Below are 26,161 nucleotides of genomic sequence, written 5' to 3' on the forward strand. Positions count from 1 at the left end.
CATCATAACATTATGGAAAAATTAATCATAGCCGGACGTGAGTTTGACTCACGTCTGTTCCTGGGAACCGGTAAATTCAACTCCAACGAACTGATGGAACAAGCCATCCTTGCTTCCGGCACCGAAATGGTGACCGTAGCCATGAAGCGCATCGAACTGGACAACAAGGAAGACGACATGCTGAAGCACATCCGTCATCCGCACATCCAGCTCCTGCCGAACACGTCAGGCGTGCGGGATGCCGAGGAAGCCGTTTTCGCCGCACAGATGGCACGCGAGGCCTTCGGCACCAACTGGCTGAAGCTGGAAATCCATCCTGACCCGCGCTACCTCCTCCCCGACTCCGTCGAGACACTGAAGGCAACGGAGAAACTGGTGAAGATGGGCTTCGTCGTACTGCCCTACTGCCAGGCAGACCCCGTCCTCTGCCGTCAGCTGGAAGAAGCCGGTGCCGCTACCGTCATGCCGCTGGCTGCCCCCATAGGGACCAACAAGGGACTGCAGACGAAAGACTTCATCCGCATCATCATCGAGCAGGCGGGTGTCCCCGTCGTCGTGGATGCAGGCATCGGCGCTCCCAGCCATGCAGCCGAAGCCATGGAGATGGGTGCATCGGCCTGCCTGGTCAACACTGCCATTGCCGTTGCCGGCAACCCTGTTGAGATGGCAACAGCCTTCAAGGAAGCCGTCATCGCCGGACGCCGTGCCTATGAAGCCGGACTGGGCAGCGTAGGCAACACACTGGAAGCGTCCGCCAGCTCTCCCCTGACAGCCTTCCTGAACAACTGATTCATCCATCCCAACCCACTACCAATAGGAACTACTTATACACCTTATATAAATAGACACTATCATGGAAAAGAAGACAGAAAACAAAGCATACGCACATGCAGAGAAAGCCTATATGCAAGGGACCATGTATCCTTTCGTCCGTGTAGGCATGCAGAAGGTGAACCTCGCGCCGACCGTAGAAGTTGTCAACGGCGAACGTATCGTCACCCCCAATGCTCCGGTGTACGTTTATGACACCAGCGGCCCCTTCAGCGACCCCAATGTGGAAATCGACCTGAAGAAAGGCCTTCCCCGTATGCGTGAAAGCTGGATTACCGGACGCGGCGATGTCGAGCAGCTCGACTCCATCACGTCCGAGTACGGGAAGATGCGCCGGGACGACCACAGCCTCGACCACCTGCGCTTCGAACACATCGCCCTGCCCTACCGCGCCAAAGAAGGCAAGTGCTGCACGCAGATGTATTACGCCAAACAAGGCATCATCACCCCGGAAATGGAGTACGTCGCCATCCGCGAGAACATGAACTGCAAGGAGCTGGGCATCGACACCTACATCACACCGGAATTCGTCCGTCAGGAGATTGCCGCCGGACGTGCCGTGCTGCCTGCCAACATCAACCACCCGGAAAGCGAACCGATGATTATCGGCCGCAAGTTCCTCGTGAAAATCAATACCAACATCGGCAACTCCGCCACCACCTCGAGCATCGACGAGGAAGTCGACAAGGCTGTCTGGAGCTGCAAGTGGGGAGGCGACACCCTGATGGACCTCTCCACGGGAGCCAACATCCACGAGACACGCGAATGGATTATACGCAACTGCCCCGTCCCGGTAGGCACCGTGCCCATCTACCAGGCATTGGAGAAGGTAGACGGCAAGGTGGAAGACCTGACGTGGGAGATTTACCGCGACACACTCATCGAGCAGTGCGAGCAGGGAGTGGACTACTTCACCATTCATGCCGGCATCCGCCTGAAGAATGTACACCTGGCAGACAAGCGCCTGTGCGGTATCGTCAGCCGTGGCGGCAGCATCATGAGCAAGTGGTGCACGACACACAATCGCGAGAGCTTCCTTTACGAACACTTCGACGACATCTGCGACATCCTCGCCCGCTACGACGTAGCCATCTCCCTGGGCGACGGTCTGCGTCCCGGCTCCATCGCCGACGCCAACGATGAGGCACAGTTTGCCGAGCTCGACACCATGGGCGAACTGGTCACCCGTGCCTGGGACAAGAACGTACAGGCATTCATCGAAGGTCCCGGCCACGTGCCCTTGCACAAGATTCAGGAGAACATGGAGCGTCAGATCACCCACTGCCACAACGCGCCGTTCTACACCCTCGGGCCGCTCGTGACCGACATCGCTCCGGGATACGACCACATCACGTCCGCCATCGGAGCTGCCCAAATCGGCTGGCTGGGAACTGCGATGCTCTGCTACGTGACTCCGAAAGAACACCTGGGACTCCCCAACCGCGAAGACGTACGTACCGGAGTAATCACCTACAAGATTGCTGCCCATGCCGCAGACCTTGCCAAGGGACATCCCGGCGCACAGATACGGGACAACGCCTTGTCGAAGGCACGGTATGAGTTCCGCTGGCGCGACCAGTTCCACCTGAGCCTTGACCCCGACCGTGCCTTGGAATACTTCAACGCAGGCGGTCATGCCGACGGAGAATACTGCACCATGTGCGGTCCGAACTTCTGTGCCATGAAGCTCAGCCGCGACCTGAAAGGTGTCAAGAAAGAATGAGTAACCGACTATAACAATCAATAGAAAAGCAAGAATCATGTTTAGTGATGAACTGGAAAAGATTTCGTGGGATGAGACCACGAAGAAAATCCTTTCAAAGACTGACGCCGACGTACGCCGAGCCTTGAGTAAAGAACACTGTGACGTGGAAGACTTCATGGCTCTGATTTCGCCGGCGGCAGAACCCTATCTGGAGACCATGGCCCGCCTGAGCCAGAAATATACCTTGGAGCGCTTCGGCAAGACCATCTCGATGTTCGTACCGCTCTACATCACCAACTCGTGCACCAACTCGTGCATCTATTGCGGCTTCCATGCCAGCAACCCGATGAAGCGTACCATCCTCACCGAGGAGGAGATGGTCAACGAATACAAGGCCATCAAGAAGCTTGCCCCCTTCGAGAACCTGCTGATCGTGACCGGAGAGAATCCAGCCAAGGCAGGTGTACCCTACATTGCCCGTGCGCTCGACCTGGCAAAGCCCTACTTCAGCAACCTGAAGATTGAGGTGATGCCGCTGAGCGCCGAGGAGTATGAGGAGCTGACCCATCACGGACTGAACGGGGTCATCTGCTTCCAGGAGACGTACAACAAGGCAAACTACAAGATTTACCATCCCCGTGGCATGAAATCCAACTTCGAATGGCGTGTAAACGGCTTTGACCGCATGGGACAGGCTGGAGTGCACTCCATCGGCATGGGCGTCCTCATCGGTCTGGAAGACTGGCGCACCGACGTCACCATGATGGCCTATCACCTGCGCTACCTGCAGAAGCATTACTGGAAGACCAAGTACAGTGTCAACTTCCCGCGTATGCGTCCTTCGGAAAATGGAGGCTTCCAACCCAACGTCATCATGAGCGACCGCGAACTGGCACAGTTGACTTTTGCCATGCGCATTTTTGACCACGACGTGGATATCTCCTATTCCACTCGCGAGAGCGCAGAGTTCCGTGACCACATGGCTACGCTGGGCGTGACCACCATGAGCGCCGAGAGCAAGACGGAACCGGGTGGATACTACAGCTACCCGCAGACCTTGGAACAGTTCCACGTCAGCGACGAACGTAAGGCTGTCGAAGTATGGAAGGCACTCCAACGTCTGGGACGCGAACCAGTCTGGAAAGATTGGGACGCCAGCTTTGATGCGACAAGAGCTGCCGGAAGATAATTCCTTGCAATACCCCTGACACCGATGGCACGGACGAACGGAAGCTTCCCCTCCCCGGAAAGCATGAAACCGTCCGTGCCATCCTGTCATTGGACAATTCCCCCCGTTTATACTTATTCACCCACCTTATATATATACTCAACATGGACCGATATAACCGACAAACCATGCTCCCCGAAATCGGAGACGCAGGACAGGAGAAAATCCGTCGTGCCAAAGTGCTGCTCGTCGGAGTAGGCGGACTGGGCTCTCCCATCGCCCTCTATCTTACCGGCGCCGGCATCGGTACACTGGGACTGGTCGATGACGACGTGGTCGACCGCAGCAACCTGCAACGGCAAGTACTCTATGCCGAAGACGAACTGGGACTATCAAAGGCCGAACAAGCCCGGCAACGCCTGGAGCGGCTCAACAGCGAAGTCCATATCCAGACCTATCCTTACCGACTCACAGCCGAAAATGCGGACAGCCTCATCGCTCCCTATGACCTGGTCATCGACGGATGCGACAACTTTGCCACCCGTTATCTCATCAACGACGCCTGTGTCCGGCTGGGAAAAATCTATGTCTATGGCAGCATCCGCGCCTTCGACGGACAAGTCGCCGTCTTCAACCATCCGGAGCATCCAGTCAACTACCGGACCCTCTATCCCGATGAAGAAGAGATGCTCTCCATGCCCGCTCCACCCAAGGGAGTCATGGGCGTTACCCCCGGCGTAGTAGGCTGCGTAGAGGCATGCGAGGCCCTCAAAATCATCACGGGATTTGGCGAACCCCTCATCGGCAAACTGTGGACGATTGATTTAAGAACGATGCAATCAAACATTATTTTGCTCTAAACTGTTCGCACTTAGAACAGATGTTACTACTTTTGCGGAAAATTGGAACCAGAATGAAACTTATAGTCATAACTACCCCGACATTCTTCACCGAGGAAGACCAGATCATCACCGCCCTGTTTGAAGAAGGCCTGGACTACCTGCACCTGCGCAAACCGGGAACAGAGCCTATCTATGCAGAGCGTCTGCTGACACTCATCCCCGAACAATACCACAAACGTATTGTCGTCCATGACCATTTCTACCTGACGGAAGAATTCAATCTATTGGGTATCCACCTGAACCACCGTAATCCGGAAATACCGGCTTCCTATAAAGGACACATCAGCTGTTCATGCCATTCCATCGACGACGTAAAACGCCGCAAGGTCCTCTGTGACTATGTCTTTCTCAGTCCGATTTTCGACAGCATTTCCAAGAACAACTACAGCTCGGCCTATTCCGGCTCACAACTCATGCAAGCATCCAAAACCGGAATCATAGACCGCAAGGTGATTGCCCTGGGCGGCATCCAGTCCAACAACATACGCCACGTCAAGGAGCTGGGGTTTGGAGGTGCAGCCGTATTGGGAGACATCTGGAACCGCTTCGACTCATTCAACACCGTCAGCTATAAAAGCATCATCGACCACTTCAAGAAACTGAAAAAACTGGCGGAATAACAACAGCCAAAGGACAGCCATTCAACGGTCAATCAGCCCGGACACAGGATAACATGCCACAAGACAAGAACCAAAAAAACTAAAGGTATTGCCCGGCAAGTAAGGAAGAAATTCATACCTTTGCAAAAAATTAAAAACGAATAGATAAACTCTATTGTAAAAATCATGAGCGAAAAAGCACCTTTTATGGTATTCTCCGGTACAAATTCGAGATACCTTGCAGAAAAGATTTGCAACAGTTTAGGATGTGAACTGGGAAACATGAACATCACCCACTTTGCGGATGGTGAGTTTGCCGTTTCCTATGAGGAATCCATACGTGGCCGCCACGTATTCCTAGTGCAGTCAACGTTCCCCAACTCGGACAATCTGATGGAACTTCTCCTGATGATTGATGCTGCCAAACGAGCTTCTGCCAAAAGCATCATCGCTGTCATCCCCTACTTCGGTTGGGCCCGTCAGGACAGAAAAGACAAGCCCCGTGTATCCATCGGTGCAAAACTGGTTGCCGATCTGTTGAGCGTTGCGGGCATTGACCGTCTGATTACGATGGACTTGCATGCAGACCAGATTCAAGGCTTCTTCGATGTACCCGTAGACCACCTCTATGCTTCAACGGTCTTTGTCCCCTACATCCAGTCATTGAAGCTTGATGACCTCGTGATTGCTACTCCCGACGTCGGTGGTTCGAAGCGTGCCAGCACTTATTCCAAATACCTGGCTGTACCCTTGGTGCTTTGTCACAAGACCCGCGAAAAGGCCAATGAAGTTGCCACCATGCAAATCATCGGCGATGTACAGGACAAGAACGTCATCCTGATTGACGACATGGTCGATACCGCCGGAACCATTACCAAGGCTGCCGACATCATGCGTGAAGCCGGAGCCCGTTCCGTACGTGCCATCGCCACCCACTGCGTCATGTCAGGTCCGGCATCCGAACGCGTGCAAAACTCCATGCTGGAGGAGTTGGTATTTACTGACAGTATCCCCTACTCCAACCGCTGTGCCAAGGTGCGTCAGTTGTCCATTGCCGACATGTTTGCCGAAACGATACGTCGCGTGATGGCCAACGAATCCATCAGCTCGCAATACATTATGCCGTAACACTTTGTACGGAAAATTCCAATTAATACAAGCGTTGCCCTTTCTTCAAAAGTATGAATGGGCAACGTTTTTGATTTAATATTACCAAAATATTACATAAGATTCTTTTGCAGATAGAAAAGAATATCTACCTTTATCGCATCTCTTAAAAAACAAATCATTTAATATGAAAAAACTTACTTATTTATTAGCTAGCGCAGCTATCCTCGCTGCCTGTCAATCTCAGCCGAGCGGTTATAAAATTACAGGTACGATTGACGAAGGAGCTTCCATCAAAGACAGTACTCTGGCCATCCTCTTCAAACAAGAGGGCAGAAACATGGTTTACATGGATACCGTGGAGGTACAAAACAAACAGTTCGTCTTTGAAGGGAAAGCTGACTCTACTGAAATCCTCAACATCGGTTTCTTCAATAAAGGCGAAGAGAGACCTTACAATGGTGTAACTTTCGTTCTTGAGAACGGTAACATCAATATCAAATGTACAGCAGAGGGTGACCTCATCAGCGGTACAACCCACAACGACCTGCTGGGCGACTTCATGCACAAGAACGACAGCATCAGCGCTCCTGCCAAAGCTGCCTACATGGCTCTCCAGGACACCACATTGAGCGAAGAAGACCGCAACGCCAAGATGGCTGAGTTCATGGAACTCCGCAGAAAGATTGGCGAGGAGACTTCCAACCTCTACAAGTCATTCATCCAGACGAACATCACAAACATCCTGGGTTATACCTTCTTCACTCAGGCATATTCTGAATTCACAACGGAAGAGCAAGAAGCTCTCATCGGTCAGCTTCCTGCCAACTATGCCAACACAGAAGCTATCCAAAATATCAAGAGCATGATTGAAGCCGAGAAGAAGACTGCTGTCGGACAGAAGTTCATCGACTTCGCCATGAAGACCCCTGACGGAAAAGACCTCAAGCTGTCTGATGTCGTAGCCAAGAACAAAGTGACTTTGGTTGACTTCTGGGCAAGCTGGTGTGGTCCCTGCCGCGCCGAAATGCCGAACGTGGTAAATGACTACAAGAACTTCAAGAGCAAAGGTTTTGGCATCGTAGGTGTTTCCTTGGACAATGATGCAGAGGCTTGGAAGAAGGCTATCAAAGAACTGGGCATCACTTGGGAACAAATGTCTGACTTGAAAGGATGGCAATGTGAAGGCGCCAAACTGTACAACGTTCGCGCTATCCCCGCTACCGTCCTGATTGGTCAAGACGGCACGATCCTGGCAAAGAACCTTCGTGGTGAAGATTTGACCAATAAGTTGAGCGAACTGCTGAAATAAGCTTTACCCAACAAATTTCCTATAAGTAAAGAGGGTGTCGGTCCGTCCGGCATCCTCTTTTTTTCTTTGCATCAAGTTATAAAGACATTTGGGTTTAAAGTCCCAGGCTTTGGAACTGAGAGTCCCAAGCCGTGGAACTGGGAGTCCCAAGCCGTGGAACTGGAAGTCCCAAGCTTTGGAACCGGGAGTCCCAAGCCGTGGAACCGGGAGTCCCATGCCGTGGTCATCGGATTACCTTGCCCGAAGAGGAAAATCGGGATGAGCTAGAATTCTTTTTTTATTCCTGTATCCGCCTCCACGCCCTCCAGTATCGCGGCCGCCCAGACCTTCACCTGATTGGGGGCAATGTGAAATGTAGGGGCGACCGGTCTGGTCGCCCGGTCCAACAAAAGTATTCTCCACATTTTTTACAGCCCTTGCAACTCACAGAGCATAAATACGAGATTAATCATGTATCTTTGCGAAGCCTAAAAGAAGGAATCAATATGAAAAAAACATTTATAAGCATCTTTTGCATCTTGACACTCTGCAGCTTTATTGCCTGCGGAAATAAAAACAAAAAGAATATGGAAGGAACTGTACTTTTATTAGAGACCAGTATGGGGGACATCCGCCTGCGTCTGTTCGACGATACCCCCAAACATCGTGATAACATCGTGAAACTTGCCAAAGAAGGATTCTATGACGGCACCCTCTTTCATCGCGTCATCAAAGACTTTATGGTACAGGCCGGAGACCCCAAATCAAAGAATGCGTCAGATACTGCCACTCTGGGGTCCGGTGATACGGGATACACCATCCCTGCCGAGTTCGTCTATCCGAAATACTTCCACCGCCGCGGAGTACTCGCTGCTGCACGCATGGGAGACGACGTCAATCCGAAACAAGAATCTTCAGGTTGCCAGTTCTATATCGTCACCGGAAAGAAATTTTCAGAAGCGGAACTGGACGGACTGGAGACCCAACTGAACCAGCAGAAACTGCAAGCGACCTTCGACCGCCTGGCACGCCAACACATGAAAGAGATTTTCATGATGCGCAAGACGAATGATACCATCGGACTGAAGAAGCTGGAAGATGAAGTGTTTGAACAGGCTAAAGCAGAAGTCCTGGCACACATGTTCCGCTTCACGGATGAACAGAAGAAAGCCTATACGACCGTAGGAGGAGCTCCCCATCTGGACGGACAATACACGGTGTTCGGCGAAGTCATCGAAGGTATGGACGTAGTCGATGCCATCCAGAACGTGAAAACGGGACGAGCTGACCGTCCGGTAGAAAATGTCATTATCAAAAAAGTAACCGTAGAAGAGTAACCGGAAGTGATTGCTATCAATAAATACACGCTACCCAATGGATTGACTGTCGTGCATAGCGAGGACAAAAGTACGCAAATGGCTGCACTCAATCTCCTCTACAAGGTGGGTGCCCGTGATGAGGCTCCGGACCACACGGGCTTTGCCCATCTGTTTGAACACCTGATGTTCGGCGGGTCCGTCCACATTCCCAACTATGACACTCCCCTGCAAAATGCAGGCGGAGAGAACAATGCGTGGACGAACAACGACATCACGAACTATTACCTGACCCTCCCGGCACACAACATCGAGGTTGCCTTCTGGCTGGAGTCCGACCGCATGCTCAGCCTGGACTTCAACCCGAGAAGTCTGGAGGTACAGCGGCAAGTCGTCATCGAAGAGTTCAAACAGCGGAACCTGAACCAGCCCTACGGAGACACCTCCCACCTCGTACGCAGCCTTGCCTACAAGGTCCACCCGTATCAATGGCCGACCATCGGAAAAGACATCAGCCACATCGCCGGGGCTACGCTGGAAGAGGTGAAAGACTTTTTCTTCCACTACTACGCACCCAACAATGCGATACTCGCTGTCACCGGCAATGTTTCGTTTGACGAGACGTTACAGTTGGCTGAAAAGTGGTTCGGACCGATTCCGGCACGGCAAGTCCCCGTACGTAACCTGCCGCAGGAACCCCGTCAGACGGAAGCGCGAAGGCTGGAAGTGACACGTCCCGTCCCTGTCGATGCCCTCTATCTGTGTTTCCACATGTGCGACCGCCTGCATCCGGACTATTACGCCTTTGACATGTTGTCCGACATCCTGTCGAACGGCAAATCGAGCCGCCTCATCCGTCGGCTGGTCGTCGAACGGCGCATCTGCTCCAGCATCGATGCCTACATCTCGGGCAGCCTGGATGCCGGACTCTTCCACATCATCGGAAAGCCTGCCCCGGGCTACACCCTTCAGGATGTGGAAAGGGCCGTCTGGGAGGAACTGGAAGAAATCAAGCGTACGCCGACTGACCAGCATGAACTGGACAAAGTGAAGAACCGCTATGAAGCGGAACAAATCTTCGGCAACATCAACTACCTGAACGTGGCAACGAATCTTGCCTATTTCGAGATGCTCAGCCGCGCGGAAGACCTCAACGATGAGGTACGCAAGTATCGCAATGTGACAGCCCAGCAACTGCAACGGGTCGCTCAGGAAACATTCATTCCCGAAAACAGTTGCACGCTCTATTATAACGCAGAAGCCAAATGAACCAACCCATCAGCTACAAACGACACTACAAAGAACTTATCTATCTCGGGGTCCCCATCATGGTCGGACAGTTGGGCACCATCATCCTGGGATTCGCCGACACCATGATGATCGGGCACCACAGTGCTGCGGAACTTTCGGCAGCCGGCTTTGTGAATACGCTGTTCAACCTCGCCATCATCTTCGGATTGGGTTTCTCCTACGGACTCACGCCCATTGTCGGGGCGCTCTACGGTCGTGGCGAAGAGGAAGAGGCGGGAGGCAAACTGAAAAACAGCCTGCTCGCCAATCTGCTGATAGCCGTATTCCTGTGCATCGTTATGGGAATCCTTTATCTCAACCTCGACAAGTTGGGACAGCCGGAAGAACTCTTGCCTTTCATCAAGCCCTATTACCTGATTCTCTGGGCTTCGCTTCCCCTCATCATGCTTTTCAATGCCTTCAAGCAATTTGCCGACGGAATCACCGACACACAGACTCCCATGTGGATTCTCTTGGGAGGCAATGTGCTCAACATCGTCGGGAACTACCTGCTCATCTATGGTACGTTCGGATTCCCGGAACTGGGATTGCTCGGTGGCGGACTCTCCACGCTCTTTGCACGCCTGATGATGCTGGTCGTATTTATCGGAATCTTCTTTTTATCACCCAGATACAAGACCTTCCTGAGAGGATTCCGACGCTCGTATGCCAACCGGGCAGACTTCAGGCTGCTCAACAAACTGGGCTGGCCCATTGCCCTACAGATGGGCATGGAGACCGCCTCGTTCAGCCTGTGCGCCATCATGCTGGGATGGCTGGGCGAGACTCCTCTGGCAGCCCACCAGATCATGAATACCATCACCACCCTGTGCTTCATGATTTATTATGGCATGGGGGCAGCCATCGCCGTCCGTGTGAGCTACTTCCGCGGACAGGAAGACATGCCCAACCTGCGACGTTCGGCATACGCCGGCTTCCACCTCATTCTGGTGTGGGGACTGTTCCTGTGCACCATTGTTTTCTGCATCCGTCATCAGCTGGGCAGCTGGTATACGGACAGCGAGGAAGTCAGACAGCTGGTTGCCGTCCTGGTCATCCCCATGCTCGCCTATCAGTTTGGCGACGGTCTGCAAATTGCCTTTGCCAACGCCCTTCGTGGACTGGCGGACGTCAAGCCCATGATGTACATCGCCTTTGTCGCCTACATCATCCTCTCGTTGCCGACAAGCTACATCTTCGGATTCCTCCTGGACTGGGGCACAGTCGGAATATGGATGGGCTTTCCGATCGGTCTGACCAGTGCCGGCATTGCCTTCTACCTCCGCTTCCGTCAGCAAACACGAACCAACTATGTCCACCAACTATAAAGCGACGCAACTGAAGGTCATCATCGGCTATGTCCTGCTCATCCTGCTGCTGGTCTACTCGGTCAACTACATTTATCAGAAGATGAACATACTGACTGAAAGCGAGACCTATGAAGACAAGCTGAACGAACAGCGCCGCATCACCTATCGGGTACTGAGCCAGCTCTACCAGGCGGAAGTCATCGGTCAGTCGGTCAGTGCCGGACAGCAAAGCGAGTTCCGCCGCTACCAGTGTGCACTGGACAGTTCACGCCAAGCCATCGAGGACCTTCAGGCTATCCAGAGCGACGAGATACAGGCAAACCGACTGGACACGATTGTATTCCTGCTGAAGCGAAAGGAATGGAACATGTACAACCTGCTGCAGGCAATGAACGAAGCCAACACCGGTCAAATCTACCAGCAGAAGATCGAGCGTATCATCCAGCGGCAGGACACCCTGACTGTCCCCCGCCCCAAGAAAATACAGCAGAAGGTCGTCGTCCGCGAGAAATCCTACGTGGTCAAGCAGAAACGTCCGGGATTCTTCAAGCGGCTGGCGGAAGTCTTCGTGCCTCCCAAGGAGGACTCCACACTGGTCACCAACACACAACGCGAACTGGTGACCGACACACTGGTCAATGCCTATAATCCTGCCGACACCGTAGCCACCATCCTGCGGACCATCCAGACCCAGGTGAGCGACAGCATCCTGCACGTACAAGGCAACGTCCAGGAAAAGATAAACAGCTTCAAACGGACCGGATGGGACTTGAGCCTACGCATGAACCAGATTCTGCAGGCCTTCGAACAGGAAGAACAGGCACTCATCAACCAACGGCTGCAACTGGAACAGAACGTACGTTCCAAGTCCGTACACACCATTGCCATTGTCGCCATCATGGCCATCATCCTGGTGGTTGTCTTCCTGTTCTTCATCGAACGGGATATCCTGCGCAGCAACCATTACCGTCAGGAACTGGAAAAATCCAAACGCCGTGCAGAAGGCCTGCTGATGGCTCGCGAGAAGCTGATGCTGACCATCACACATGACATCAAGGCTCCCGTCGGCTCTATCCTGGGCTATATCGACCTGTTGACCCGTCTGCTGAAAGAGGAACGCCAACGCTTCTACTTGCAGAACATGAAAAGTTCCGCCCGACACCTGCTTGACCTTGTCAGCTCCCTGCTCGACTACCACAAGCTGGAATCACACAAGATGGAAGTGAACCAGATTCCGTTCAACCCCTATGAATTGTTCCAGACCATCTATACCAGCTTCGAACCGCTGGCGAACAAGAAGAACCTGCAACTGCGGTTTGAAGGAGACGAGCGGCTGAACCGTTTTTACATGGGAGACCCCTTCCGCATCCGGCAGGTTGCCGACAACCTGTTGTCAAACGCCCTCAAGTTTACCCGGCAAGGCAGCATCACCCTCCACATTGAGTTGCGGGATGCCCGCTTCCACTTTTCGGTGACAGACACAGGCAGCGGCATCTCCATGGAAGAGCAGAAGCACATGTTCGAGGAGTTCACCCGACTCCAGAACGCACAAGGCCAGGAGGGCTTCGGACTCGGACTGGCCATCACCCAACGGCTGATTGTCCTGATGAACGGAGACATCCGGGTAGACAGCCATCCGGGACAAGGCAGCCGGTTCACCGTCAGCCTGCCCCTTCACCTGGCTGCAGGCGATACGTCCCCGAAAGCTGCTGAAGAAAAGGTTCCGGCTGCCACCGTACGCCCCAAGGTTCCCCTGCCCGACGGGCAACAGATACGCCTGCTCTTCATCGATGACGACCGCATACAGCTGGACCTGACCAAAGCCATGCTGCACCATCCCCAACTGGAAGTCCACTGCTGTGAAAGCCCCGACGTCCTGTTCCAACAGTTGGAAAAGAACACGTACGACCTGCTGTTCACCGACATCCAGATGCCGGGACTCAACGGGTTCGAACTGCTGAAAGAGCTGCGCCGGCTGCCCTGTGAACAAGCCCGGCGCATCCCGGTCATTGCCCTGACTGCCCGCAGTGAGATTGATGAACAGCAATTCATAGCCGAAGGCTTCTCGGGATGCCTGCACAAGCCTTACAGTAAGAAAGAAGTCATCCGGCTCATCGAGCAGCAGACCGGATGGACACTGGCAGCCATCTCCCTGCCCACTCCATCGGCTACCACCCTGCTCCGGACAGACGACGGTTCGTTCAACTTTGCTGCGCTGACAGCCTTCTCGGAAGACGACGCTGAAGCCTCCGACGAGATTATCCGGTCGTTCATCGAGGAAACCCGGCAGAACAAGGCACGACTGGAAGAAGCAGTCAAAGCAGGCGACTGCCAGGCCATCCGGTCCATCGCCCACAAGCTGTTGCCTCTGTTTACCATGATTGAGGCCAAGGAGTGCGTGCCCATCCTGAAAGAACTGGAGAGGGAACCGTATGAAGAAGTCACGGCATCCGTCGCACAAAAAATCAACATTGTGTTACTTCAAATGGAAAAAATAATTAAAGAAGCACAGCACAGACACTAGAAACACCTACCTTTGCTTACAAAAAGAACAAAGAACAATGTCAACATCCATCCTTATAGTAGAAGATGACCTTACATTCTCATTGATGCTGAAGACCTGGCTCGGCAAAAAGGGGTTTCAAGTAGACACGGTAAGCAACATCACACGTGCCCGCCGCGAACTGACCGACAACCACTATGACGTCATCCTGTCCGACCTGAGACTTCCGGATGAAGATGGCATTGCCTTACTGAACTGGATGCATAAGCAGGGCATCGGGTGTCCGCTCATCATCATGACCGGCTATGCGGACATACAGACCGCCGTACAAGCCATGAAATGTGGTGCATTCGACTACATCTCCAAACCGGTGCAACCGGATGAACTGCTGAAGAAAATCGAGGAAGCCCTGCGCAACGGCACGTCCGCCGTCAGCAGCCCTACCCCCGCACCGACAGCCAAGCCCACTTCAAACTCCATCTATACAGACCCCCAGAACTACTTGGAAGGAGAAAGTGAAGCCGCACACCAACTCTACAATTATGTCCGCCTGGTCGCTCCGACACAGATGTCCGTGCTCATCAACGGAGCCAGCGGAACGGGCAAAGAGTACGTAGCCCATCACATCCACCAACTGAGCAAACGGGCGGACAAACCCTTCATCGCCATCGACTGCGGTTCCATCCCCAAGGAACTGGCAGCCTCTGAGTTCTTCGGACACGTGAAAGGCTCGTTCACCGGTGCCGTGACCGACAAGACCGGAGCTTTTGTCGAAGCCAACGGCGGCACCTTGTTCCTCGACGAAATCGGTAACCTGGGCTACGACGTGCAGGTGCAGCTGCTGCGTGCGTTACAGGAGCGCCGCATCCGCCCTGTCGGGTCGACCAAAGAGATTGAAGTCGATGTACGGGTGGTCAGTGCCACCAACGAGAACCTGGAACAAGCCATCGAAAAGGGTACTTTCCGGGAAGACCTTTACCACCGTATCAATGAGTTTACCCTACGCATGCCGGCACTCAAGGACCGCCAAGAAGACATCCTGCTCTTTGCCAACTTCTTCCTGGACCAAGCCAACCGGGAGCTGGACCGCCATCTCGTCGGCTTTGATGCTCCCACCATGGCTGCCTTGCAACGTTACTCGTGGCCGGGCAACCTGCGTCAGCTGCGCAACCTGGTGAAACGTGCCACCTTGCTGGCGCAGGGCGACTTCATCACACTTCGTGAAATCGGACAGGACCTGATAGAACCGGTCAGCTCACAAGCCACTCCTTCACTGGCGCTGCATAACGAGGAAATGGAAAAACGGCAAATACTGGATGCACTGCGTCAGACAAACAACAACAAGAGCAAAGCCGCCATCCTGCTGGGCATTGACCGGAAAACACTTTATAACAAGCTGAAGCTATACAATCTGCAGGCATAAGAAAGATTAAACCGCCGCTTAACGGGACCAAAGTATTATACTTAGGTAGGCTAAGTATTATACTTAGGGGGTCTAAGTATCATACTTTGGTCTGTATAAGCCTGCCTTCGTTCACATCTATCCCTATCTTTGAAGAGGTCTCTTGCAACATACGTCCCATACATGTACCTTTGCCTGCGATATCACGAACCGGAGTCTTCCGACAGACTCCTGAACAGAAAGACAAACATTGACCCATCATGAGTAAAGGAGCATACGCACAGTCCAACCAAGCATGGTTGGCAACCAAAGCACAAGAAGAGGGCGTCAAAGCACTGCCCAAAGGCATCTATTATAAAGTATTGGCTGAAGGCAAGCAGGACGGACGCCACCCTTCTCCCCGCAGTATCATTACCGCACATTACACCGGAAAGACCATCGACGGCAAACAGTTTGACAGCAGCCGCGGAGGTGCACCGCTAGCCATCCGTCTCTGCGACTTGATAGACGGATGGATTATCGCCCTGCAGCAAATGTGTGTAGGGGACAAATGGGAAGTGTATATCCCGGCGGAAATGGGGTATGGCAGATTCTCACAGCCCGGCATCCCCGGAGGGTCGACACTCATATTCGAGATTGAACTGCTGGGCATCGCATGAGCATGAGTTACGTCTCCATCCTGCTGATTTGCCTGCTCAGCCTCAACATCCTCACCTTCATCATCTATGGCATCGACAAGTGGAAAGCACGCAAAGGACGATGGCGCATCCCTGAGTCCTCGCTGCTCCTGCTTGCAGCCTGCGGAGGAAGCATCGGTGCATGGTGCGGCATGCGGGTATGGCACCACAAGACCCTTCACAAGAAGTTCAAGTATGGCATTCCGCTCATCCTCCTCTTGCAGCTGGTCCTGACATACTGCCTTGTATGACGGTCCGACGTTTCACACACGGTTATCCATTCATCCAAACGATTATGTATCAGAAATTCATTATCAACCAAGACGGCGTGCTGAGATTCGGGCACGTCTATATGCACCGCGACCTGCTGGACTTCGATGAGACTTGCCCTTATGGCGGAGGATTCTGGAAGGCAGACGACAGCCGGGGTGCCATCTTGCTCTATGGACGTTCATTCGACTTCGGTGCTCCTGACGTGAACCAGGTCCGCCGCATCGAATGGACCGGCATCGGTGGCACGTCTCGTCCCCTCTTCTACCTGCCCCATTGGCCCGACGAAGACTTGCTGATTCCGGTGTACGCAAAATCCTAATTGAGAAATGGTTTTACCAAAACACATTTTGCCACCTTCTTCGAAACGTTTATATTTGCGAAGAATTCATCACAAATCATATTATGAAAAAGACAACCCTATTACTTTCCATGCTCCTGGCCGTATGCAGTGCCTTCTCCCAGACGATGGAGGAAGCATTCCAACAGGCAGAGCAAATCGTGCAGAACATCAAACGTACACAGTTCCCGGATCGTACGTTCCTTGTCACCGACTTTGGAGCCATTGCCAATAATCCTGACAAACTGAATCATGAAGCCATCAACCTGGCTATCCTCGCATGCAACCAGGCAGGTGGCGGTACCGTCATTGTCCCCAAGGGTGACTTCTACACAGGTCCCATCACGCTGAAGAGCAATGTCAATCTTCATCTGGAAGAAGGGGCGACCTTAAAGTTTACGACCGACCAGTCTTATTACTTCCCCGCCGTGATTACCCGTTGGGAAGGAGTTGACTGCTACAATGCACATCCGTTGATTTATGCATACGGCGAGACCAATATCGCCCTGACCGGCAAGGGAACAGTCGACGGACAAGGCTCCGCCGATGCCTGGTGGTACATGAAAGGCGGCCGTTTTGCCAAAGAGGGCAAACGCACCCAGCTGATGGGCGGACGCGACCGTCTGTTCGGACTGGCGGAAACGTTTGCTCCCATTGACCGACGCGTCATGACACCGGAAGACGCCCTTCGCCCCCAACTGGTGAACTTCTACCGCTGCAATGCCGTTCTCATCGAAGGCGTCACCTTGAAGAACTCTCCGTTCTGGGTGATTCATCCGCTGTTCTGCAACAACCTGATTGTACGCAACGTGACCATTGACGGATTGGGCCCCAACAACGACGGTTGTGACCCCGAATCCTGTCAGAACGTCTTGATTGAGGGTTGCTCGTTCAACACGGGCGACGACTGCATCGCCATCAAGTCCGGTCGTAATGCCGACGGACGTCGTTGGGCCGCTCCCAGTGAGAACATCGTAGTCCGTAACTGCAAGATGCGCAACGGTCACGGCGGTGTAGTCATCGGCAGCGAAATCTCGGGCGGTTACCGCAACCTGTATGTGGAAGACTGTGAAATGGACAGTCCGTTACTCGACCGCGTGGTACGCATCAAGACCAGCAACTGCCGCGGAGGCATCATTGAGAACATCTTCGTACGCAATATTCAAGTAGGCGTATGCAACGAAGCAGTCATGCGCATCAACCTGCAATATGAGAACAAGGAGAAGTGCGACCGCAGCTTCCCGCCCGTCGTACGGAATGTCAACCTGGAGAACATCACGTGCAACAAGAGCAAATTCGGAATCCTGATCAACGGACTGGACGAGGATGACAACATCTACAACATCCATGTCAAGGACTGCGAGTTCAACAACGTCTCCTCAAAAGGGAACAAGATGACCGGGAAATACCATGATATCCGGTTCGACAACTTGAAAATCAATGGTAAGACCGTGAAGAAAGTAAAATCGGATGCCAAAGGAGATTTTGAAGTATTCTGATAAAGCTCCTTCATCCGTCAACCAACCATACAGGCACAGCCACAGAAGAAAGGAGATTCACAGACAAGAGCCGTGACTTATCCCCGGACGCAGCCCCTGCAACACGGAACAATCTGTGGCTGTGCTTTCATTAACCGTTAAAATACCACCTTAATTATGAAACATTACATTCCCGTACTCAGTATTGCCGGCAGCGATTGTAGTGGAGGTGCCGGTATCCAGGCTGACCTGAAGACCATCTCAGCACTGGGAAGTTATGCCGCTACAGCCATCACGGCCATCACCGTGCAGAACACATGTGGCGTACGTGCCATCCACCCGGTCCCGGCAGAGATTGTCAAAGGACAGATTGCCGCCGTCATGGAAGATATCCATCCCGAAGCAATCAAAATCGGTATGGTCAACGACACAGCCGTCATTCGTGCCATTGTAGAATCCCTGAAGTTCTATCATCCCCGCCATGTGGTGTTTGACCCGGTCATGGTCTCAACCAGCGGACACAAACTCATAGAAGATGATGCCATCCGGCTCATTACCGAGGAGTTGATGCCCCTGGCAGACGTCATCACTCCCAACCTACAAGAAGCCGAAGTGCTCTGTGGCAAACAGCTCTCAACAGTCAGTGACATGCAACAGGCAGCCAAGGAACTGCTCAAGTTCGGCTGCAAGGCAGTCTTGCTCAAAGGAGGACATCTGGGAGGAAATCAAATGGTCGATGTACTGCTCATGGTAGGAAGGACAGCCCCCCGGCTCTATTCCGCCACGAAAGTTGAAAGCCGGAATACCCATGGCACCGGTTGCAGCCTTTCCTCCGCCATTGCCACGTTACTGGCACAGGGCCGTTCATTGCCGGAAGCCGTAGACGGAGCCAAAACCTACGTCCGGGAAGGAATCAGAAAGGGAAAAGACATCGAAATAGGCAGTGGACACGGACCGTTGAATCATTTCTTTGCCCCTATTCCCATGAAAATAAAAGAATAGACCTTGCAGAAACAGGCAAAATGCCTACCTTTGCGCCGTCAAATTAAGAAAATCATTTAAACATTATATCAATATGAAAGCATTTGTATTTCCCGGACAGGGAGCACAATTCGTAGGTATGGGTAAAGATCTTTATGAAAACAACCCGCTCGCCAAGGAATTGTTTGAAAAAGCCAATGATATTCTCGGTTACCGCATCACGGACATCATGTTCGAAGGAACGGACGAAGACCTCCGTCAGACCAAGGTAACCCAGCCTGCGGTATTCCTGCATTCCGTCATCTCTGCACTCTGTATGGGAGACGCATTCAAGCCTGAAATGACAGCCGGTCACTCACTGGGTGAGTTCTCTGCGCTGGTTGCTGCCGGCGCCTTGTCTTTCGAAGACGGTCTGAAACTCGTCTATGCACGTGCAATGGCCATGCAGAAAGCTTGTGAAGCCGCTCCTTCCACCATGGCTGCCATCATTGCCCTTCCGGATGAGAAAGTAGAGGAAATCTGTACGCAAGTTACCAAAGAGACCGGCGAAGTTGTCGTTGCCGCCAACTATAACTGCCCGGGACAAGTGGTCATCTCCGGTTCCATCGAAGGCATCAACAAGGCATGTGAACTGATGAAGGCTGCCGGTGCCAAACGTGCCCTTCCGCTGAAAGTGGGCGGTGCCTTCCACTCTCCGCTGATGAATCCTGCCAAAATCGAGTTGGAAGCTGCTATCCGTGCTACTGAATTCCATCAGCCCAAATGCCCGGTTTACCAGAATGTGGACGCTCTGCCCCACACCTCTCCCGAAGAAATCAAAGCAAATCTGGTCGCACAATTGACCGCTTCCGTCCGCTGGACACAAACCGTCAAAAACATGATTGCCGACGGCGCAGATGAATTCACCGAATGCGGACCGGGTGCAGTGCTTCAGGGCTTAATAAAGAAGATTGACAAAGACGCCAACGCACACGGCATTGCCTGATACTCCTGAACTCCAGGAACGTTACAATGAACGCAGATTACGCCAACCAATAAGGGAAAGCCGTAATCTGCGTTTATTTATAGACTAACACATAAACAACAAAATACAATGGACACTCACACATCTAAAATTGTCATTTACCAGGTCTTTACCCGCCTTTTCGGGAATTCGCAGATTCCCACCTGCCCCAACGGGACTCTCAGAGAGAACGGTTGTGGCAAGATGGCAGACTTCACCCTCAAAGCGCTCAATGAGATTAAGAAGCTAGGAATCACCCATATCTGGTATACAGGCATCATCGAACATGCCACCCAGACCAGCTATGCACGCCACCGCATCCGTCCGGACCATCCTGCCGTAGTCAAGGGGAAAGCCGGTTCACCCTACGCCATCAAGGATTATTATGATGTAGATCCTGACCTGGCAACCAGTGTGCCTGACCGCATGAAGGAGTTTACCCATCTGATTGAACGGACACACCGTGCCGGACTGAAAGCACTCATCGATTTCGTACCCAACCACGTGGCACGTCAATACTACTCGGACAGCAAGCCCAAAGGAGTAAAGGACCTCGGAGAGGACGATGATGTCCAAAAGGCATTTGATCCCCAAAACAACTTCTACTACATTCCGGGCACTCCCCTGACCGCCTCCTTTGACATGAAGGGAGATGCAGAAGAACCCTATGTGGAGAATCCGGCCAAAGCTACGGGCAACGATCGTTTTGATGCTTGTCCCAACAGGAACGACTGGTATGAGACCGTCAAACTGAACTACGGGGTAGACTATTGTAACGGACACATCTGTCACTTTGACCCCATTCCGGATACGTGGAACAAGATGCGTGACATCCTTCTCTTTTGGGCATCGAAAGGCATTGACGGATTCCGTTGCGACATGGCAGAGATGGTCCCCGTGGAGTTCTGGGGATGGGTCATTCCCCAAATCAAGGCTGCTTATCCGGACCTCGTCTTTATTGCCGAAGTATACAACCCGAACGAATACCGCAACTACATCTTCAAGGGGCAGTTCGATTACCTTTATGACAAAGTGGGGCTGTATGATACCGTACGCAATGTGACGTGTGGATATGCATCCGCTTCCGACATCACAAACTGCTGGAAGAGCCTGGAAGGCATTACCGGCCACATGCTCAATTTCATGGAGAACCATGACGAACAGCGTCTCGCCTCCGACTTCTTTGCCGGCTCAGGACGCAAGGGACGCCCCGGTATGATTGTCTCCACCTGCATGAATACGAACCCGGTAATGATTTACTTCGGGCAAGAGTTCGGTGAAAGAGGAATGCAGAGCGAAGGTTTCAGCGGCCGCGACGGACGTACAACCATTTTTGACTATTGGAACGTCGACACCATAGCCCGCTGGCGCAACAAAGACAAGTTTGACGGAAAGTTGCTGGAGAAGGACGAAAAGGAACTGTACCACTTCTATACCCGCCTGCTGAATCTGTGCAAACAGGAGAAAAGCATCTATGACGGACAGTTCTTCGACCTCATGTACGTCAACTATGAGAACTGGAACTTCAACCAGCATAAGCAATATGCTTTCCTGCGTAAGAAGGACAATGAAGTGCTGCTCATCGTGGTCAACTTCGATGAAATCCCGGCGCATATCGGCATCAATATTCCTGCCCATGCACTTGAGTTCCTGGGTATTCCCCCGAGAGAACACCAACAGGTCATTGACCTGCTGACAGGCAAGGCTGAACGCATCGACTTCCTCCCCGACCATGCTGTCCAGACCGATGTCGAGGGCTTTAATGGCAAAATACTGAAGTTCACGTTCTGACCCGACAAAGTCCTCATCAACACATCAGACACCTGCAAAAGAGAAGCCAGCACACAGAAGCCATCTGCCCCAAAGGGCGACAGAAAGCTGCCTGTGTGCTGGCATCTGTTTTATCTCTTCTTCCGAACGTGAATCAGAACCGGTAAGACACACCGACACTGAAATACAAATCATCCCAGTGTTTCACGAACTGGTATTTCAATTCACCTTTCAAGGCCCATTCGGGTGAGAAGTTATAGGTCACACCTCCACCCAGATTCAAACCGAGGTATCCCTTGCTGCAATAGAAATAGCTGACACCTCCCAACGGATAAAGTTCCACCAACGGAGCCACCTCGAAATTGTAATGCAAGTCGGCATCCACATGCCAGGCGTTGGCCCCGCTGCGAAAATAGTAATTGAACGAAGGAGCCAGGTCCAGATTAGGAACCATCATATTGATAGTCGTCCCCACCCCGAACCCGAAGTCAGAACGAAAATTAGCCTTGACATCAAACGAACGGAATATCTGCGCCGAAGCAGCGCCAGCTCCCATCATGCAAATCACCAGTAGCAATAAGAATCTTTTCATAACAATCTCTATAAATGGTTATACTCAATAGTCAGCCGTACGCATGAAGCGGGCTATAAAATCCATATTCTCCTGCACCAGCTGTTTCCCATGCTCGGCATCTTTAGCCGACGACAGTGCGGCATCCGGCAACAAACGGTTGTCCAGCAGGTAATGCAGCATGCGTGTCGAGAGATTTCCCGGCGTAATCAAGAGAGACAGACTTCCTCTCCGTGCCTGACCGGCATTGTAACATGGATTATGTTCTCCGTCGCAGATGAAACGTGCCTCGTTGGGTACAAGTGTCATCCCTTCTTCGGGAGAGGCAAAGAGTACCAGACACTTGCCTCTCTCCATCTCACGCGTCGGCTTGAACTGTTCCTCCAATTCCAGATGTTGCTTGGCCCAATCCATGAAAGCCGTCCAATCCTGGAAATAGACAATCGAACGTCCGGCATTACCCTCCATTACTTTCCGGTAAGCCTCCTCATTGATTTTCCTGCGTTCCGTCATCATGGTCCTGTATTGCTCAAACAGGTCGGTCGTCGGATACCAGGACACGGCTCCGGCTGTCGTCCAAGTGTCCCCATAATGTACGAGCGTCGTTAGACAAACCTTATTGATATTCATCAACTGTTCCACCAAAGGCTGGAAGGCATCACGGGGCAAGGTATAGGTTGTTCCGTCAAAACCCTCCAAGGTAAGGTTCTCCGCATCATACGTCTGCAGACGATAGTATGCCAGAGGGACCACCTCCATCTCAGCTACCCGGCGGCTCTCGTCAGGCAATCCCCACAACTCCAGCCAGGCAGACATCCATTCTGCTCCTCGCAAGGCCAGTATGCCGGTATTCTTGCCAAAGACCTGCATGAAGCGCACCGTATACTCGCGCAACGACAACTGCGTGCCGGGAGTCAACAGGCTGTTGACCTCACGGACCACTACCCCTTCCGTCATCTTCACAAACGGACGGAACAGATAAGTCCCACCCAGCATCTTCATTCCCACTAACGAAAGACGGCTGAAATCACTGTATGTGTCCGGATTCTTCAATTGCGCCAACAAGTCGTCATTGATAGGTGCCCGCTCAAATTCCTTGTCCAACTGACGGTACAGCATCTCCGACAGTTCCGTCAGATAGGGATTCTCCGGATTGACCAAAGCTTCGCGCTTATTGTCCTGCACAGACATCCACAACAGGAAACAGACATCCGGCTGGTTGATTTCATCCAGATAGTAATCCTTCTCATCCACTTCAAAGAAAGGCAGGTATTTACCATAAAGCGCCTTGTGCTTCGTCACAAACGTACGCCAGAATCCCAGTCCGCTGACCACATCCTCCAGATAGTATGCCAGGGTCATGGCTGTTTCAGCCACCCAGTCTTCCGTACTCTGCCGACCAACATCGGTATTACGGATTGTATGGTATAAGCGACGGGTAAAATTGACATAGTAGAAATCGGAAGCACTCTCCACAAGCAACGGATGTCCCAGCCTCCAATATGTAAGTGTTATATAATCTTTCATAGCGATAGGTTTTCTTTTCAAGCGGTAAAAGTATAGCAAATTCTTGAAACAGGAAACAGATTAGCTCAAAAGAAGTCCGTATCTTTGCTATCGTTTATGAAATCAGAAACCATCGACAAAGACAATCCGGAGTTTCAGGACGCCTTGAAACTCATCCAATATACCCGTCAGTCTGTGTTTCTCACGGGCAAAGCCGGAACAGGCAAGTCCACCTTCCTGCGCTACATCTGCGAACACACGAAAAAGAAACACATTGTGCTCGCACCGACCGGCATTGCAGCTATCAACGCCGGCGGCAGCACCATGCACAGCTTCTTCAAACTGCCTTTCCATCCGCTTCTGCCCGATGACCCGCGCTTTTCCACTGCGCCCAAGCTGAAAGACTTCCTGAAATATCCGTCAAGCCACCGGAAACTCATCCAGCAGGTTGAGCTGATTATCATCGACGAAATCTCCATGGTGAGGGCGGATATCATAGACTTCATCGACAAGATTCTAAGAGTCTACACGCGCAACTTCCGCGAACCGTTCGGAGGCAAACAGCTGTTGCTGGTGGGTGATGTCTATCAGCTGGAGCCTGTGCTCAAAAGCGACGAACGTGAGATCCTGAACCGCTTCTACCCGACACCCTATTTCTTCTCAGCCCGCGTCTTCAATGAGGTTGAACTGGTCAGCATCGAGCTGCATAAAGTCTACAGGCAGAGTGACTCGGTCTTTGTGAATGTGCTAGACCGTATCCGCAACAATACGGCCGGCATCCCCGACCTGCAACTGCTCAATACACGTGTCGACACGGATACTGAAACCAAGTCCGACGACATGCGCATCACACTTGCCACCCGACGTGACCAGGTGGACTATATCAATGACAAACATCTGGCGGAACTAGCCGGAGAACCTGTGACCTTCACCGGAGAAATCCATGGCGAATTTCCCGCCAACAGCCTTCCGACATCCATGGAACTGCAATTGAAGCCCGGCGCCCAAATCATCTTTATCAAGAATGACATGGACAAACGGTGGGTCAACGGCACTATTGGCGTGGTCGCAGGCATCGATGAAGACGAGGGCACCATTTACATCATTACCGATGACGGACGGGAATGCGATGTCAAAAGGGAAGTCTGGCGGAACATCCGCTATACCTATAATGAGGAAGAGAAGAAGATTGAAGAAGAAGAACTGGGCACATTCACCCAGTTCCCCATCCGACTGGCATGGGCCATCACCATCCACAAGAGTCAGGGACTGACCTTCAGCCGTGTCGCCATAGACTTTACCGGCGGAGTATTTGCCGGGGGACAGACTTACGTGGCGCTCAGCCGATGCACTTCACTCCGGGGCATCACGCTGCGTAAGCCCATTGCGCGCAGCGACATCTTTGTCCGTCCGGAGATTGTACGCTTTGCGGAACATTTCAACAACCGGCAGGCTATTGACCGCGCCCTGAAGAAGGCACAGGCCGATGTGCTCTATGTCCAGTCCGTCCAACAATTTGACAAGGGACAATTTGACGAGTTCCTCGAGACCTTCTTCCGTGCCATACATTCCCGCTACGACATTGAGAAGCCCGTCATCAAAAGACTTATCAGACGCAAGCTGGGCATCATCAACCGCCTCAAGGAAGAGAACCGGCTATTGAAAGAGGAAAGACGGCAGCAGCAGGAACGGCTGAAGATCTATGCCGAAGAATACTGCCGCATGGGCAATGAATGCATCACGCTGGCACACGACAGCAAAGCAGCCCTGGCCAATTATGACAAGGCACTGGACTTATGCCCGACACTGGTGGAGGCATGGATACGAAAGGGAGTCACCTTGCATGACGAAAAGAACTATCATGACGCGGCTCATTGCTTCAATGAAGCCGTAAGACTCAGCCCGCGACTCTTCAAAGCCGTGTTTAACCGTGGCAAGAACCGTCTGATACTGGGAGACATAGAAGGTGCCGCATCCGACCTGGACCGCGCCACCACACTGAAACCCGAACATATCCGGGCGCATGAACTGTATGGAGATGCTCTTTCACGCGCCGGAAAGACCGACGAAGCTGCCCTCCAATGGGCCATAGCCGAAGAATTGAGAGAAAAAAAGCGGAAATAGCCATTCGAGGGAAGATT

22 protein-coding genes are annotated in these 26,161 nt (G+C 52.4%); 20 read left to right on the top strand and 2 right to left on the bottom strand.

Annotated features, from left to right (window positions below):
• The first annotated feature begins 12 nt into the window (after positions 1 to 12).
• The 19 genes from M3087_RS00145 (at position 13) to M3087_RS00235 (ending at position 21,964) form a co-directional block, all read left to right on the top strand.
• On the top strand, positions 13 to 789 hold the full coding sequence (locus M3087_RS00145) for a thiazole synthase (protein WP_106484732.1): 777 nt from the start codon (positions 13 to 15) through the stop codon (positions 787 to 789).
• A 64-nt stretch (positions 790 to 853) separates the two neighbouring features.
• Positions 854 to 2,554 (top strand): phosphomethylpyrimidine synthase ThiC, encoded by a 1,701-nt coding sequence (gene thiC, locus M3087_RS00150; protein ID WP_022386079.1) that lies wholly within the window; start codon positions 854 to 856, stop codon positions 2,552 to 2,554.
• A gap of 37 nt (positions 2,555 to 2,591) precedes the next feature.
• On the top strand, positions 2,592 to 3,725 hold the full coding sequence (gene thiH / locus M3087_RS00155) for a 2-iminoacetate synthase ThiH (RefSeq protein WP_022386078.1): 1,134 nt from the start codon (positions 2,592 to 2,594) through the stop codon (positions 3,723 to 3,725).
• Positions 3,726 to 3,868: 143 nt separating this feature from the next.
• Positions 3,869 to 4,564, top strand: coding sequence for a HesA/MoeB/ThiF family protein (locus tag M3087_RS00160; RefSeq protein WP_249092910.1), 696 nt, complete (start codon positions 3,869 to 3,871; stop codon positions 4,562 to 4,564).
• A 53-nt stretch (positions 4,565 to 4,617) separates the two neighbouring features.
• A complete protein-coding gene (locus M3087_RS00165) occupies positions 4,618 to 5,226 on the top strand; it encodes a thiamine phosphate synthase (protein WP_022386076.1) in 609 nt (202 codons plus the stop codon).
• A gap of 165 nt (positions 5,227 to 5,391) precedes the next feature.
• Positions 5,392 to 6,333 (top strand): ribose-phosphate pyrophosphokinase, encoded by a 942-nt coding sequence (locus M3087_RS00170; RefSeq protein ID WP_199881906.1) that lies wholly within the window; start codon positions 5,392 to 5,394, stop codon positions 6,331 to 6,333.
• 166 nt (positions 6,334 to 6,499) lie between these two features.
• Positions 6,500 to 7,624, top strand: a complete 1,125-nt coding sequence (locus M3087_RS00175) for a TlpA disulfide reductase family protein (RefSeq protein WP_022386074.1) — start codon at positions 6,500 to 6,502, stop codon at positions 7,622 to 7,624.
• Positions 7,625 to 8,109: 485 nt separating this feature from the next.
• Complete coding sequence (locus M3087_RS00180; protein ID WP_022386072.1) at positions 8,110 to 8,940, top strand: peptidylprolyl isomerase; 831 nt, start codon at positions 8,110 to 8,112, stop codon at positions 8,938 to 8,940.
• Between the two features lie 6 nt (positions 8,941 to 8,946).
• A complete protein-coding gene (locus tag M3087_RS00185) occupies positions 8,947 to 10,188 on the top strand; it encodes a M16 family metallopeptidase (RefSeq protein ID WP_249092911.1) in 1,242 nt (413 codons plus the stop codon).
• Positions 10,185 to 11,537, top strand: coding sequence for an MATE family efflux transporter (locus tag M3087_RS00190; RefSeq protein ID WP_249092914.1), 1,353 nt, complete (start codon positions 10,185 to 10,187; stop codon positions 11,535 to 11,537). Before M3087_RS00185 ends, M3087_RS00190 begins: the two co-directional genes overlap by 4 nt.
• Complete coding sequence (locus tag M3087_RS00195) at positions 11,521 to 14,043, top strand: hybrid sensor histidine kinase/response regulator (RefSeq protein ID WP_249092916.1); 2,523 nt, start codon at positions 11,521 to 11,523, stop codon at positions 14,041 to 14,043. The genes M3087_RS00190 and M3087_RS00195 overlap by 17 nt, the downstream gene beginning before the upstream one ends.
• A gap of 37 nt (positions 14,044 to 14,080) precedes the next feature.
• On the top strand, positions 14,081 to 15,445 hold the full coding sequence (locus tag M3087_RS00200; protein ID WP_106484723.1) for a sigma-54-dependent transcriptional regulator: 1,365 nt from the start codon (positions 14,081 to 14,083) through the stop codon (positions 15,443 to 15,445).
• Positions 15,446 to 15,684: 239 nt separating this feature from the next.
• Positions 15,685 to 16,083, top strand: coding sequence for an FKBP-type peptidyl-prolyl cis-trans isomerase (locus M3087_RS00205; RefSeq protein ID WP_022386067.1), 399 nt, complete (start codon positions 15,685 to 15,687; stop codon positions 16,081 to 16,083).
• Positions 16,080 to 16,352, top strand: coding sequence for a DUF1294 domain-containing protein (locus M3087_RS00210; protein ID WP_249092918.1), 273 nt, complete (start codon positions 16,080 to 16,082; stop codon positions 16,350 to 16,352). Before M3087_RS00205 ends, M3087_RS00210 begins: the two co-directional genes overlap by 4 nt.
• 44 nt (positions 16,353 to 16,396) lie before the next feature.
• Positions 16,397 to 16,693, top strand: coding sequence for a hypothetical protein (locus M3087_RS00215; protein WP_249092920.1), 297 nt, complete (start codon positions 16,397 to 16,399; stop codon positions 16,691 to 16,693).
• An 83-nt stretch (positions 16,694 to 16,776) separates the two neighbouring features.
• A complete protein-coding gene (locus M3087_RS00220; RefSeq protein WP_249092921.1) occupies positions 16,777 to 18,210 on the top strand; it encodes a glycoside hydrolase family 28 protein in 1,434 nt (477 codons plus the stop codon).
• A gap of 156 nt (positions 18,211 to 18,366) precedes the next feature.
• A complete protein-coding gene (gene thiD / locus M3087_RS00225; RefSeq protein WP_022386063.1) occupies positions 18,367 to 19,191 on the top strand; it encodes a bifunctional hydroxymethylpyrimidine kinase/phosphomethylpyrimidine kinase in 825 nt (274 codons plus the stop codon).
• A 73-nt stretch (positions 19,192 to 19,264) separates the two neighbouring features.
• The gene (gene fabD, locus M3087_RS00230) at positions 19,265 to 20,155 is read left to right on the top strand and encodes an ACP S-malonyltransferase (protein ID WP_106484719.1); all 891 of its coding nucleotides are present in this window, start codon (positions 19,265 to 19,267) and stop codon (positions 20,153 to 20,155) included.
• A gap of 108 nt (positions 20,156 to 20,263) precedes the next feature.
• Complete coding sequence (locus tag M3087_RS00235; RefSeq protein WP_249092923.1) at positions 20,264 to 21,964, top strand: alpha-amylase family glycosyl hydrolase; 1,701 nt, start codon at positions 20,264 to 20,266, stop codon at positions 21,962 to 21,964.
• A 133-nt stretch (positions 21,965 to 22,097) separates the two neighbouring features.
• On the opposite strand, the gene M3087_RS00240 is transcribed toward M3087_RS00235, so the two are convergent.
• Together M3087_RS00240 and M3087_RS00245 are read right to left on the bottom strand one after the other, a co-directional pair.
• Positions 22,098 to 22,535: an outer membrane beta-barrel protein gene (locus tag M3087_RS00240; RefSeq protein WP_022386060.1), complete on the bottom strand. Its 438-nt coding sequence runs from the start codon at positions 22,533 to 22,535 to the stop codon at positions 22,098 to 22,100.
• Positions 22,536 to 22,559: 24 nt separating this feature from the next.
• On the bottom strand, positions 22,560 to 24,041 hold the full coding sequence (locus M3087_RS00245; protein WP_249092925.1) for a DUF3843 family protein: 1,482 nt from the start codon (positions 24,039 to 24,041) through the stop codon (positions 22,560 to 22,562).
• 96 nt (positions 24,042 to 24,137) lie between these two features.
• Between M3087_RS00245 and M3087_RS00250 the strand changes: the two genes are divergently transcribed.
• The gene (locus tag M3087_RS00250; protein WP_249092927.1) at positions 24,138 to 26,144 is read left to right on the top strand and encodes an AAA family ATPase; all 2,007 of its coding nucleotides are present in this window, start codon (positions 24,138 to 24,140) and stop codon (positions 26,142 to 26,144) included.
• Positions 26,145 to 26,161: the final 17 nt, after the last annotated feature.

Source organism: Mediterranea sp. ET5 (assembly GCF_023337025.1).
Lineage (GTDB): Bacteria > Bacteroidota > Bacteroidia > Bacteroidales > Bacteroidaceae > Phocaeicola_A.

Coding starts and splice junctions, on each gene's coding strand:
- M3087_RS00145 (WP_106484732.1), top strand. CDS start 13: ATGGAAAAATTAATCATAGCCGGACGTGAGTTTGACTCACGTCTGTTC.
- thiC (WP_022386079.1), top strand. CDS start 854: ATGGAAAAGAAGACAGAAAACAAAGCATACGCACATGCAGAGAAAGCC.
- thiH (WP_022386078.1), top strand. CDS start 2,592: ATGTTTAGTGATGAACTGGAAAAGATTTCGTGGGATGAGACCACGAAG.
- M3087_RS00160 (WP_249092910.1), top strand. CDS start 3,869: ATGGACCGATATAACCGACAAACCATGCTCCCCGAAATCGGAGACGCA.
- M3087_RS00165 (WP_022386076.1), top strand. CDS start 4,618: ATGAAACTTATAGTCATAACTACCCCGACATTCTTCACCGAGGAAGAC.
- M3087_RS00170 (WP_199881906.1), top strand. CDS start 5,392: ATGAGCGAAAAAGCACCTTTTATGGTATTCTCCGGTACAAATTCGAGA.
- M3087_RS00175 (WP_022386074.1), top strand. CDS start 6,500: ATGAAAAAACTTACTTATTTATTAGCTAGCGCAGCTATCCTCGCTGCC.
- M3087_RS00180 (WP_022386072.1), top strand. CDS start 8,110: ATGAAAAAAACATTTATAAGCATCTTTTGCATCTTGACACTCTGCAGC.
- M3087_RS00190 (WP_249092914.1), top strand. CDS start 10,185: ATGAACCAACCCATCAGCTACAAACGACACTACAAAGAACTTATCTAT.
- M3087_RS00195 (WP_249092916.1), top strand. CDS start 11,521: ATGTCCACCAACTATAAAGCGACGCAACTGAAGGTCATCATCGGCTAT.
- M3087_RS00200 (WP_106484723.1), top strand. CDS start 14,081: ATGTCAACATCCATCCTTATAGTAGAAGATGACCTTACATTCTCATTG.
- M3087_RS00205 (WP_022386067.1), top strand. CDS start 15,685: ATGAGTAAAGGAGCATACGCACAGTCCAACCAAGCATGGTTGGCAACC.
- M3087_RS00210 (WP_249092918.1), top strand. CDS start 16,080: ATGAGCATGAGTTACGTCTCCATCCTGCTGATTTGCCTGCTCAGCCTC.
- M3087_RS00215 (WP_249092920.1), top strand. CDS start 16,397: ATGTATCAGAAATTCATTATCAACCAAGACGGCGTGCTGAGATTCGGG.
- M3087_RS00220 (WP_249092921.1), top strand. CDS start 16,777: ATGAAAAAGACAACCCTATTACTTTCCATGCTCCTGGCCGTATGCAGT.
- thiD (WP_022386063.1), top strand. CDS start 18,367: ATGAAACATTACATTCCCGTACTCAGTATTGCCGGCAGCGATTGTAGT.
- fabD (WP_106484719.1), top strand. CDS start 19,265: ATGAAAGCATTTGTATTTCCCGGACAGGGAGCACAATTCGTAGGTATG.
- M3087_RS00235 (WP_249092923.1), top strand. CDS start 20,264: ATGGACACTCACACATCTAAAATTGTCATTTACCAGGTCTTTACCCGC.
- M3087_RS00240 (WP_022386060.1), bottom strand. CDS start 22,535: ATGAAAAGATTCTTATTGCTACTGGTGATTTGCATGATGGGAGCTGGC.
- M3087_RS00245 (WP_249092925.1), bottom strand. CDS start 24,041: ATGAAAGATTATATAACACTTACATATTGGAGGCTGGGACATCCGTTG.
- M3087_RS00250 (WP_249092927.1), top strand. CDS start 24,138: ATGAAATCAGAAACCATCGACAAAGACAATCCGGAGTTTCAGGACGCC.